This window comes from Achromobacter arsenitoxydans SY8 (assembly GCF_000236785.1).
Taxonomy (GTDB): domain Bacteria; phylum Pseudomonadota; class Gammaproteobacteria; order Burkholderiales; family Burkholderiaceae_B; genus Achromobacter; species Achromobacter arsenitoxydans.
Window position 1 is genome coordinate 254,531 of record NZ_AGUF01000052.1, and the last position, 11,612, is coordinate 266,142.

Here is an 11,612-nt window from a genome sequence, read left to right on the forward strand (position 1 = left end):
CCCCACCCACCGTCTTCCGACTCCGAGTCTCTTCCCGCCTTATGTCCGCATTCCCGTCTATCGACCTGTTCCTGCGCCGCTGCGCCCGGCCGCTGACCGCGCTGGCGCTGCTGGCGTGCGCCCTGCTTGCGCCGGCCCATGCCGAGGAGGCCAAGCGCCTGCGCATCGGCGTGACGCTGCATCCCTATTACAGCTACGTCGCCAACATCGTCGGCGACAAGGCCGAGGTCGTGCCGCTGATTCCGGTGGGCTTCAATCCGCATGCCTACGAACCCCGGGCGGAAGACATCAAGCGCATCGGCACGCTGGACGTGGTGGTCCTGAATGGCATCGGCCACGACGACTTCGCGGACCGCATGATCGCCGCCAGCGAAAAGCCGAAGATCCCGGTGATCGAGGCCAACGCGCAAGTGCCGCTGCTGGCCGCCGTAGGCATGGCGGCGCGCGGCGGCGGCGACTCCGGCAAGGTCGTCAATCCGCACACCTTCCTGTCGATCACCGCGTCCATTGCCCAGATCAACACCATCGCGCGCGAAATGGGCCGCATCGACCCCGCGAACGCCCAGACCTACACCGCCAATGCGCGCGCCTACGGCCAGCGCCTGCGCAAGCTGCGCGCCGACGCGCTGGGCCAGTTGGCTTCGGCCCCCAACGCGGACCTGCGCGTGGCCACCATCCACGGCGCCTACGACTACCTGTTGCGCGAGTTCGGGCTGGAAGTGACCGCCGTCGTCGAGCCGGCGCACGGCATCGAGCCCAGCCCCGCGCAGCTCAAGGGCACCATCGAGCAACTGCGCGCGGCGAACGTCAAAGTGATTTTCTCGGAACTGAACTTCCCGTCCGCCTACGTCGAAACCATCCAGCGCGAGACCGGCGTGAAGCTGTATGCGCTGTCGCACATTTCCTACGGCGAATACAGCGCCGAGCAGTTCGAGAAAGAGATGAAGCAGAACCTGGCCACCGTCGTGCGCGCCATCGAAGAGGCCGGCGCGTGATCGCCGCTGCGACGACGCCGCTGGCAAGCGCGCTCGGCCCTTCGCTGGCCTTTGACGGCATTTCCCTGACCCTGGGCCGCACCGACATCCTCAGCGGCGTCAGCTTCAACGTGGCGGCCGGCAGCGTGCACGCGCTGGTCGGCCCCAACGGCGGCGGCAAGAGCTCACTGGTCAAGACCTTGCTGGGCCAGATGCCCCATCGCGGCAAGCTGAGCGTGTCGTGGCCGGGAGACCGGCCCGGCGTCATCGGCTACATCCCGCAGGCGCTGGAGTTCGACCGCGGCCTGCCCATGACGGTCAATGATTTCATGGCCGCGATGTGCCAGCGCAAGCCGGCCTTTCTTGGCCTGTCGCGCGCGCGATCGGGCGAGATCGGCGACGCCCTGGCCCGCGTGGGCATGCAGGACAAGCGCAACCGGCGCATGGGCGCCCTGTCTGGCGGCGAACGCCAGCGCGTGCTGCTGGCGCAGGGCCTGGTGCCCGGCCCGTCGATGGTGGTGCTGGACGAACCCATGTCCGCGCTCGACGAAGCCGGCGTGCGCGTGTTCGAGGAACTGCTGGACAACTGGCGTGCGCAGCGCGTGACCGTGCTGTGGATCGAACACGACCTGGAAGCCGTCGGCCGCCTGGCCGACCGCGTTACCGGGCTGAACCGCCAGGTGCTGTGCGACGGCCCGCCCGCCCAGGTGCTGACGCCCGACCGGCTGCTGGCTTTGTTTTCAACCCGGCCGCGCGTCGGCAGTCTGCCGCAGGAGCGCGCCGCATGAACGCCTTTTTCGACAATTTGCGGCTCTGGATTCAAGGCGCAGCCGAATCCGGCATGCTGCCCGGCTCGCTCTCCTATGGCTTTGTGATCAATGCCCTGCTGGCCGGCTTGATCATCGGCCCGGTGCTGGGCGGCCTGGGCACCCTGGTGGTGGTCAAGCGCTTCGCCTTCTTTTCGGAAGCCGTGGGCCACGCCGCGCTGACCGGCGTCGCCATCGGCATCCTGCTGGGCGAGCCCTATACGGGCCCCTACGGCAGCCTGTTCAGCTACTGCCTGATCTTCGGCATCCTGCTGAACTTCCTGAGCAACCGCACGCGGCTCACGCCCGACACGCTGATCGGCGTGTTCCTGTCGGTGTCGCTGGCGCTGGGCGCCAGCCTGCTGCTGGTGCTGTCCGGACGCATCAACATCCACATCCTGGAGAACGTGCTGTTCGGCTCCGTGCTGACCGTCAATAGCAATGACCTCTCGGTGCTGACGTGTGTGGCGGTCCTGGCGCTTGCGCTGGCCCTGCCCAACTACAACCGGCTGATGCTGGCCAGCTTCAATCCCCAGCTCGCAGCGGTGCGCGGCGTGCCGGTCAAGGCCATGGACTACCTGTTCGTGATCCTGGTGACGCTGGTGACCGTGGCGTCGGTCAAGGTGATCGGCGCCATCCTGGTCGGCGCGCTGCTGGTGATCCCCGCCGCCGCGGCCCGGATGCTCGCGCAGTCGCTCAAGAGCTTCTTTGCGCTGTCGGTGCTGCTGGCGTTGATCAGCACGCTGGCCGGCATCATGTTGCCGATCGAGCTGGAACTGCCGGTGCCCTCGGGCGCGGCCATCATTCTGGTCGCCGGCATATTGTTTGCGATCGCGGCCCTGGCCCGCAGCCTGGTCCCCGGTCTGAAAGGAAACGCAGCATGAATCTGAAGTCCAGGTACGCAATATTGCGCCGCGCCGCCCTGGCGGCGGCATTGGCGTCCGCGCTGGGAACCGCCGCCGTGGCGCACGCCCAGGAAGCCCCTAAGTCCGGCCGAGCAGCGCGCGCGGCGCAGGCAGACGCCCCGCCGGCGGCGCCTGCCGCGGCCACGGTGCTGGCCGCCCACCCCGTGGTCTATGCCCTGACCAGCAGTCTGGCCGAAGGCACCGGCATCCGCGTCGAGCGGGCCGCCCCGGCCAACCTGCCGGCCACACGCCTGTCTTCCTATTTCCATGGGCGCGGCGGCCCCGCGCTGCAGAAGGCCGCGGCGACGGCCGATGCGGCGGTGGGCCTGCGCTCGATCTGGCCTGACGATCCGCTATACGCCACCGCGCGCCGCAGCAACATCCGCATCATTGAAATCGACGCTGCCCGTCCGCTGGACGGCGCGCTCAACGGCATCGCGCTGCAAAGCGACGCCCGCCCCGGCGGCCAGTTCGCGGCCTATCCCTGGCTCAGCATCGTCAACCTGGGGCGCATGGCGGACATCGTCGCCGCTGACCTGGGCCGCCTGTCGCCCGCGGACGACAAGCGCATTGGCGAAAACCTGGCCCGCATCAAGCGCACGCTGGTGGAACTGAATGCGTCGAGCCAGGCCGGCCTGGCCCGGGCCGAGAACGTTGCGGTGGTCAGCCTGTCCGAGCGCCTGCCGTACCTGATCACGGAATTCAACCTGGACCTCATCGACACGCAGGCGCGCGACGACAAGGACTGGACGCCGGAAACACTGGCTGCGCTGACCGCGCAGTTGAACGACAACGGTGCGGCCGCCGCCCTGCTGCACCGCGAGCCCACCCCGGAATTGCGGCAGGCCATCGAGGCCGGCGGCGCCCGCGTGGTGGTCCTGGCCACCGATGGCGCCGATCCCGTGGCCGACCTGCAGACCAACGCGAAACTGCTGCTGCAGGCCCTGGCGCCCGCGGCTGCCGCCGCGGCAAAGTAAGGCGGCGCGCCGGCTGACCGCAGCCGGCGCCTCTGACCGGGCGCCTCTGACCGGGCGCCTCTGACCGGGCGCCTCTGACCGGGCGCCTCTGACCGGGCGCCTCTGACCGGGCGCCTCTGACCGGGCGCCTCTGACCGGGCGTCCCTAGCCGGGCGCCCCTAGCCCGCGCCGCTTTCGGTCTGCGCCGCCGCCTCTCTCAGGCATTCGATCAGTTGCACGCTTGCGGCCGGCAACCCCGCGCCGCGCAGCGTGATGATGCCGACAGGCGGCAGCGCCAGCGACAGCGGCACATCCAGGATCCTGCACAGGCCCTGCCGTTCGAAGCGCCGGGCCGCCGACTGCGCCAGGAACCCTACCCCGCCCCGTTCGCCCACGAAGGTCAGCGTCGCCAGATAGGACGAAGTTTCCATCAGGTCGGACGACGGCTGCAGCCCGTGGCGATGAAACTGCTGCTCCAGCTTCACGCGCAGGGACGCCCACGGCGGCGGCATGACACACGGCAAGGCGGCCAGATCGGCCCATTCCGGTTGCGCCATGCCGGCTATCGGGCTGCCCGGCGCGGCGATCGCCACCATGGGTTCGTCGAACAAGGCCTCTGTCTGCAGGTCCGGCGCCGCATAGCCGGGTTCCAGCCGCCCCACGAACAGGTCCAGCTCGCCCAGGCGCAGCTTGGGCAACAGGTGGGTCAGGTCGCCTTCCTCGATCTGCACCGTGGCGCGCGCCGACCGCGCCTTCAGCGCCCGCACCGCACGCGCCAATAGCACCGGCATGGCCACGGCCATCGCGCCGACCCGCGTCTTGCCCGCGGCGCCGCTGGCGGCCGCGTCGATCTCATCGCGCGTGCGTTCGTATTGCGCCAATACGCCGCGCGCAAAGCGCACCACGGCATGGCCCGCAGGGGTGGGTTCCGTGCCGCGGACGGACCGGTCGAACAGCGCAAGCCCGAGCATGGCCTCGACTTCGGACAACATGCGCGACACGGCGGGCTGGCTGACCGCCATGAATTCGGCCGTGCGGCCCAGGTGACGGAATTCGTCCAGCGCCACGACCAGTTGCAGGTGCCGCAGCTTGAGGTTGGAGCGAAACACGCGGTCCAGGTGCGCCATGGCGTTTCCAATACATACCAGACTGGTTATAAATTGATCAGCCAATTCTATTGGATAGTTATATATAAGCCCACGAGAATAAGCACCAGGTCGCCCGCAGCCTTTCCGGCGAACCTCAAAAATAACGACATCCGGAGACAATCCATGAGGCACATTCCTACCCCTGACCTGCAGAGGCGCAGGCTGCTGACCGGCGCCGCCTGTGCGGGCGCTGCCGGGCTCCTGGCCCCCTTTGCCGCGCGCGCCGCCGACTATCCGCAGCGGCCGATCACCTTCATCTGTCCGTGGCCGGTGGGCGGCACCGCCGACCAGTCGATGCGGGCGCTCTGCCAAGTGGCGTCCGGCGTGCTGGGCCAGTCCATCGTGGTGGAGAACCGGGCGGGCGCGTCTGGCATGATCGGCACCAAGTCGCTGTCGCAGGCCCAGCCCGACGGCTACACCATCGGCCAGATCCCGATTTCGGTGGCGCGGTTTTCCCAGCTGGGGATGTTGCAGTTGGACCCTCGCAGCGAACTGACCTACCTGGCACGCACCTCGGGCCAGACCTTCGGCATCGCCGTGCTGGCCTCGTCGCCGTTCAAGACGCTGAAGGATGTGGTGGCCTACGCCAAGGCCAATCCCGGCAAGCTGAGCTACGGCCACGCCGGCATTGGCGGCGCCACGCATGTGGGCATGGAGGAATTCGCGATGGCGGCCGGCGCGCGTTTCAACGCGATTGCCTACAAGGGCGGCGCCGCGGCGCTGCAGGACGTGCTGGGCGGCCAGATCGACCTGTTGGCCGACTCCAGCTCGTGGGCGCCGCATGTCGAATCCGGCAAGCTGCGCCTGCTGGCGACCTGGGGCGAATCGCGCGCCACGCGCTTCAAGGATGCGCCCACCTTGAAAGAACTGGGCTACGACGTCGTGGTCGAGGCGCCCAACGGCATCGGCGCGCCCAAGGGGCTGGACCCGGCCGTCGAGCGCAAGCTGCGCGATGCCTTCCGTACCGCCGTCCAGAGCGACGCCTTCAAACAGGTGGCCGACCGCATTGATGCGCCAGTGATGTATCTGGACGGGCCGGACTACCAGGCCTACGTGGCGGCGGTCTACCAGCAGGAAACCGCGCTGATAGCCCGCCTGAAATTGAAAGAAATGCTGCAGAAAGGCTGAATCCCCGGTGAATTCCAATCCCTTGATCCGCCTGCACGCCAATGACAACGTGCTGGTCGCCAGGCAGGCCCTGGCGCTGGGCATGTCCATCCCGGAACTGGGCCTGCGCGTGCGGGCTCAGGTGCCGGGCGGCCACAAGATCGCAGCCTGTCGCATCGCGGCGGGCGCGCCGGTGCGCAAGTACGACGCCATCATCGGCGTGGCCGCGCGCGACATCGAGGCCGGGGACCATGTGCACGCGCACAACCTGGCGCTGGCCGACTTCGCGCGGGATCCGGCGTTCTGCAGCGACTTGCGGCCCGTGGACTTGCTGCCCGAGGCCGAGCGCGCCACGTTCCAGGGGTTTGTCCGGGCCGACGGCCGGGTCGGCACCCGCAACTTCATCGGCATCCTGGCCTCGGTCAACTGCTCCGCCACGGTGATCCACCACATCGCCGAGCACTTCACCCCCGAACGCTTGGCCGCCTATCCCAACGTGGACGGGGTCGCGGCGTTCGCGCAGACCAGCGGCTGCGGGATGTCGTCGCCCAGCGAGCACTTCGATGTGCTGCGGCGCACGCTGGCGGGCTATGCCCGGCATCCCAACCTGGCGGGCGTGCTGATCGTGGGGCTGGGTTGCGAACGCAACCAGGTCGCCGCGTTGGTGGAATCGCAGCAGCTTGCGCAGGAGGCGCGCGTGCGCACGCTGGTGATGCAGGACAGCGGCGGCACGCGCGCCACAATCGCGGCGGGCATCCGCGCCATCCAGGAGATGCTGCCGCAGGCCGACGCCGCACGGCGCACCGCGGTGCCGGCCAGCCACCTGAAGATCGGATTGGAGTGCGGCGGCTCGGACGGATTCTCCGCGATCACCGCCAATCCCGCGCTGGGCGCGGCGATGGACATCCTGGTTCGCCACGGCGGCACGGCGATCCTGTCGGAAACGCCCGAGATCCATGGCGTGGAATACATGCTGACGCGCCGCGCCGCAACGCCCGAGGTCGGCCAGAAACTGCTGGACCGGCTGGCCTGGTGGGAGCGCTACACCGCCGGCCAGAACGCGCAATTCAACGGCGTGGTGGGCCATGGCAACCAGCAAGGCGGGCTTGCCAACATCTTTGAAAAGTCCTTGGGTTCGGCCATGAAGGGCGGCACGACGCCGCTGCAGGCCGTGTACGAATATGCCGAACCCATCGACCGCGCCGGACTGGTCTTCATGGATTCGCCAGGCTATGACCCGGTGGCCGTCACCGGCCAGATCGCCAGCGGCGCCAACCTGATCTGCTTTACCACCGGCCGCGGCTCCATGTTCGGATCCAAGCCCGCGCCCACGCTCAAGCTGGCCAGCAACAGTGCCATGTACGCCCGCCTGGAAGAGGACATGGACATCAATTGCGGCGCGGTGCTGGACGGCGACGTCGACATTGGACAGATGGGGCTGCGCATCTTCGAGCACATCCTGCGCGCCGCTTCCGGCGCGCCCACCAAGAGCGAAGCGCTGGGCCTGGGCAATCACGAATTCGTGCCCTGGCACCTGGGCATCGTCAGTTGAACCCTTTCTTCAGGAGCCTCCCCGTATGCCGGCCCACAACCCCTTCAAATCCGCCCTTGCGGCGCGACAGCCGCAGGTCGGCCTGTGGCTGTCGATGGCCGATCCCTATATGGCCGAGGTGTCGGCCACCGCTGGCTTCGACTGGCTGCTGATCGACGGCGAACACGCGCCGAACGACCTGCGCGGCACCTTGGCCACCCTGCAGGCCGTGGCGCCCTATCGTTCCCAGCCTGTGGTGCGCGTGGTGGCCGGCGAGACCGCGCTCATCAAGCAGGTGCTGGACATCGGCGCCAGGAACCTGCTTGTCCCCATGGTGGATAGCGCCGAGCAGGCGCGCGCGCTGGTGGCCGCCACGCGCTACCCGCCGCACGGCGTGCGCGGCGTGGGCAGCGCCGTGGGACGCGCATCGCGCTGGAGCGGCCGGGCCGACTACCTGGACGTTGCCGACGACGAGATCTGCCTGCTGGTGCAGGCGGAAACCGTCGCGGCGCTGGCCGACCTGGAAGCGATCTGCGCGGTTCCCGGCGTGGACGGCGTGTTCATCGGCCCGGCGGATCTGGCCGCCTCCATGGGCTATCGCGGCCGGCCTGGCCATGCGGAAGTCCAGGCCTCCATCGAGCGCGCCATGCGGGTCATCATCGGCAGCGGCAAGGCGGCCGGCACGCTGACGTCGGACCCCGCCCTGGCGCGTCGCTACCTGGACCTGGGCTGCACCTTCGTGGCGACCGGCGTCGACATCCTGCTTTACGCGAACAGCGCGCGCCGCCTTGCCGAGAGTTTCCCAATCTAGCCTTGCGCGGCACGGCGTTCAGGCATAAATTGATCAGTACCGCTTTTCGATCGGCCATCTCGATCCAACCGCCCGAATCGCGCGCGAAGGTTGTTTTCTATCTTTTGTTCCCCAAAGGAGCGATGCGATGCGAGTAAAACACCTGCTTGGCCCAGCGACCGTAGCCTTATCAATATTGTTTGCCCCGCCCACCACGGCCGCGCCTCCCGAACCGGCCCCCATCGTCACCGGTAAGCACTGGACGGAATCGGACGCGAACATAAAAAAGGCCTACCTGCTGGGCATGGCGAATGCGCTGGAAGTGGAACGGGCCTATCAGCAGCGCCGGGCCGTCCCGGACACCCAGACCTTGGTGCCGAAGTTCGCCAATGGACTTCAAAACCAGACCCTGGACTCCGTGCGCGAGACGGTGGATCGCTGGTATGCGGCAAACCCCTCCCGGCTTGATCGTCCCGTCGTAGAGACGATCTGGTTCGAGATCGTCGTGCCCGCCACCAAGACGAAACGCACCCCCTAGGAGCCGCCATGAAATCCATCCGAACAATAGGCTTGGCCATTGCGATGGCATCGCTGGCCGCCTGCACCAACATGACCAAGGAACAGCAAGGCACCGTAACGGGCGGCATCATGGGCGCCGCCGCGGGCGCCGGCATTGCCGCCATCGCGGGCGGCAGCGCCTGGACCGGCGCCGCCATCGGCGGCGCGGCCGGCGGCATCGCGGGCAATATCCGCGGCGCCAACCAGTAAACGGGCAAGCGCCGCGCATGGCCGCGCGGCGCCCCGCCTGCTTTCCCTCCCATCACGCCGGCTCGCGCCGCAAGCGCCAGCCGGCGTGATGCCGTTTCAGCGCGGACAATATTGCAGGGACGCCACCGAGCAGCGCCGCAGCAAGACCGGCATACACTGCTACGCTTTCACGCCGCGCATCCATCCCTGCCATGCACGCTTTCCCTCGATGATGTACGTACTGTGGTCGCTCCCCGCGCTGACCGTGATCGGCGCGATCGCCAGCGGGCGCATGAACACCACGCTGGCCGCAGTGCTGGGGCTGGTCGCGGCCATACCCGTCGCGCTGTTCGCCGCGCCCGCGCCCTACAGCGCCGCACAGCTTGCGACGGCGCTGGAGCGCGGGCTCTGGATCGGCTGGATCATCACGCCCTACATCCTGGGCGGGCTGCTGTTCTGGCAAATGGCCGCGCAGGGCCGCTCCGCTCCCGGCAAGGGTGGCGATCCGGCGCCGGCGTTTGATCCGATCGGCCGGCGCAGGCTGCTGTTCTTCGCCTGCTTCCTGGTCGGCCCGTTCGCGGAATCGGCGACGGGATTTGGCGTGGGCATGCTGGGCACCGTGATGCTGATCCGGCCGCTGGGCCTGAAGGCGCGCGAAACCATGGTGTTCGCCTTGCTGAGCCAGACACTGATCCCGTGGGGCGCGATGGGCAGCGGCACGCTGCTCGCATCGGCCTACGCGCGCGTGCCGCCCGCGCAGCTGGCGCTGTACGCCATGGCGCCGGTGGCGTTGCTGATGATCGTCTGGATGTGGCTGTTCTGGCGCACCGCCGACCGTGCAGGCCTGCCAGCGCCCGCCTCCGAACGCGGGCGCGAGGCCGGGTGGATGGCGATCAGCCTTGCGCTGCTGGCTGCCGCAACAACGCTGCTGGGCCCGGAAACGGCGCTGCTGGCCGCCTACGGCCCGCTGATCGTCCTGCGTTTCCTGGCGGACCGGCGCCCGGACGGCAAGCAGGCGCTGCAGGCGGCGCGCCAAGCCCTGCCCTATATCGCCCTGATTGCCTGCCTGGTGGCGACTCGGCTGCTGCCCGGCTTGAACCAGGCGCTGGCAAATCTGGCGGACTTCCGTCCTTATGCGGACCTGCCCGCCTGGATGCCATTTCTGCACGCGGGCAGCTGGCTGATCGCCGGCGCGCTGGCGATGGCCTTAGGCCCCGCCCGCCGGGGCCAGCTGGCGTCACAGGCGCGCTCGGCGTGGATGACAGGGCGCCATGCGGTCCTGTCCGTCTTTCTGTTCGCCATGATGGCCGAAACGCTGGCGGGCGCGGGCATTTCGCAGGCTTACGCCGATGGACTGTTTTCCGCCCTGCACGACTGGACTATTCTTATCACTCCGGTCCTGGCCGGCGCCTTCGGCATCCTGGCGAACAGCGGCAATGCGCCGAACAGCCTGTTCATGCCTTCCCAGCTATCATTAGCGCTTCAGGCCGGGCTGAATGTCCCTGCGGCGGCTGCGCTACTGCATGTGTCGGGCACGTCGATGGGGATTTTTTCGCCGGTCCGGATGTCGATAGCGGCCGGCCTGGCCCATGGCCGGGGGCAAGAACGCAGCGTGTATGTTCTACTACTGCCGTTTGCCCTGGCCGCGTTCGGCATACTTCTGTCGCTGGCGTTGCTTGTGGTCCTGTCCGGATAGCCGTTTTCCGGACTGGAAAAGACAGCAGCAACACGCGCGCAAGGGTGCGCAACGGCCGAAAAATGGCGGCGCAGCGGAAACGCTCGCGGCCTCAACCTTTTTTTTGTGTAGCACATGGGACTAGAACAATTAGCCGCGATCCGGGAATTGCTGATCAAGCAGTCGCCTGAAAAGGCAGCCCCGAAGAAAGAATCGCGTCCGCAGGGCGCCGACAAGGCGCGTCGCCCACAAGGCGCCGCGAAGGGACCGCGTCCGCAGAACGGGGACAACAAGGGCCAGCGCAAGCAAGGCGGCGACAAGGGGCAGCGTCCCCCGCGCGCCGAAAAGCGCGAAGCGCCCGTGGATCCGGTTGTGGTCGCGATTTCGCGCCTGCAGCGCCACTTCCCCAAGGCTTTTCCCAAGAACCCCGCGCCCAAGCTGCCGCTCAAGCTCGGCGTGCTGGCTGACCTGGTGCAGCATGCCCAGGCGCTGCAGCTCGACGAGGCGCAGATCAAGGAAGCCGTGAAGACCTGGTGCGACGGCCGCCGCTACTGGGCCAGCATGGTCGAGGACGCGCCGCGCGTGGATCTGAACGGCGAACCGTCCGGCGCCGTGACGGCCAACGAAGCCCGCCACGCCAAGCGCATGGCGTCGCGCAACGCCTCCCGGAACGCCGCCCGCGCCCGCGCGGAGAAGAAGGCCCAGGCCGCTGCCGAAGCGCCGGCAGCTGCGGCAGATGCTGCAACCGCCGAAGCGCCCGCCGCGCCTGCGGCGGCCGACGCCGCCCCGGCCGCGACCGAATAAGCGTCCGTCTCCCGACTCATCGCAACATCCGCCAGCCGCGGGCCAGGAACAACATTCCTGGCCCGCGGCTGGCTTGTTCGCGTGCGTTCGCGCGGCGGATGTTCCCTAGCGTCCGGCCTCAAGCGCCTCTAGCGCCTGCTTGATGTAGCCCAGTCCAGCGGGCGAATAC

At 68.3% G+C, this 11,612-nt stretch carries 12 protein-coding genes; 11 read left to right on the forward strand and 1 reads right to left on the reverse strand.

The window, feature by feature from the left end:
- Window positions 1-41: 41 nt before the first annotated feature.
- Genes KYC_RS15130 through KYC_RS15145 form a run of 4 tightly spaced genes read left to right on the forward strand, consistent with a single transcriptional unit; the run spans window position 42 to window position 3,662 of the window.
- Complete coding sequence (locus KYC_RS15130) at window positions 42-995, forward strand: metal ABC transporter solute-binding protein, Zn/Mn family (RefSeq protein ID WP_008163758.1); 954 nt, start codon at window positions 42-44, stop codon at window positions 993-995.
- Window positions 992-1,762, forward strand: coding sequence for a metal ABC transporter ATP-binding protein (locus KYC_RS15135; RefSeq protein WP_008163761.1), 771 nt, complete (start codon window positions 992-994; stop codon window positions 1,760-1,762). Before KYC_RS15130 ends, KYC_RS15135 begins: the two co-directional genes overlap by 4 nt.
- Window positions 1,759-2,664 carry a metal ABC transporter permease gene (locus KYC_RS15140; protein ID WP_008163764.1) on the forward strand — a complete coding sequence of 302 codons (906 nt, stop codon included), beginning with the start codon at window positions 1,759-1,761 and terminating at the stop codon, window positions 2,662-2,664. The genes KYC_RS15135 and KYC_RS15140 overlap by 4 nt, the downstream gene beginning before the upstream one ends.
- Window positions 2,661-3,662, forward strand: a complete 1,002-nt coding sequence (locus tag KYC_RS15145; protein WP_008163766.1) for a metal ABC transporter solute-binding protein, Zn/Mn family — start codon at window positions 2,661-2,663, stop codon at window positions 3,660-3,662. The genes KYC_RS15140 and KYC_RS15145 overlap by 4 nt, the downstream gene beginning before the upstream one ends.
- A 158-nt stretch (window positions 3,663-3,820) precedes the next feature.
- On the opposite strand, the gene KYC_RS15150 is transcribed toward KYC_RS15145, so the two are convergent.
- Entirely contained in the window at window positions 3,821-4,768 is a 948-nt protein-coding gene (locus tag KYC_RS15150) for a LysR substrate-binding domain-containing protein (protein ID WP_008163767.1), read from the reverse strand.
- 144 nt (window positions 4,769-4,912) lie between these two features.
- Between KYC_RS15150 and KYC_RS15155 the strand changes: the two genes are divergently transcribed.
- From KYC_RS15155 to KYC_RS15185, 7 genes are all read left to right on the forward strand, one after another.
- Window positions 4,913-5,917, forward strand: a complete 1,005-nt coding sequence (locus tag KYC_RS15155; RefSeq protein WP_008163770.1) for a tripartite tricarboxylate transporter substrate binding protein — start codon at window positions 4,913-4,915, stop codon at window positions 5,915-5,917.
- Window positions 5,918-5,924: 7 nt separating this feature from the next.
- Window positions 5,925-7,448, forward strand: coding sequence for a UxaA family hydrolase (locus KYC_RS15160; protein ID WP_008163772.1), 1,524 nt, complete (start codon window positions 5,925-5,927; stop codon window positions 7,446-7,448).
- Window positions 7,449-7,473: 25 nt separating this feature from the next.
- Window positions 7,474-8,238 carry an aldolase/citrate lyase family protein gene (locus KYC_RS15165; RefSeq protein ID WP_008163774.1) on the forward strand — a complete coding sequence of 255 codons (765 nt, stop codon included), beginning with the start codon at window positions 7,474-7,476 and terminating at the stop codon, window positions 8,236-8,238.
- Window positions 8,239-8,365: 127 nt separating this feature from the next.
- Entirely contained in the window at window positions 8,366-8,755 is a 390-nt protein-coding gene (locus KYC_RS15170; protein WP_043518509.1) for a hypothetical protein, read from the forward strand.
- Between the two features lie 8 nt (window positions 8,756-8,763).
- The gene (locus tag KYC_RS15175; RefSeq protein ID WP_043518511.1) at window positions 8,764-8,985 is read left to right on the forward strand and encodes a hypothetical protein; all 222 of its coding nucleotides are present in this window, start codon (window positions 8,764-8,766) and stop codon (window positions 8,983-8,985) included.
- An 88-nt stretch (window positions 8,986-9,073) separates the two neighbouring features.
- On the forward strand, window positions 9,074-10,660 hold the full coding sequence (locus tag KYC_RS15180) for a hypothetical protein (RefSeq protein WP_008163779.1): 1,587 nt from the start codon (window positions 9,074-9,076) through the stop codon (window positions 10,658-10,660).
- Window positions 10,661-10,774: 114 nt separating this feature from the next.
- Window positions 10,775-11,443, forward strand: coding sequence for a ProQ/FinO family protein (locus KYC_RS15185; protein WP_043518513.1), 669 nt, complete (start codon window positions 10,775-10,777; stop codon window positions 11,441-11,443).
- Window positions 11,444-11,612: the final 169 nt, after the last annotated feature.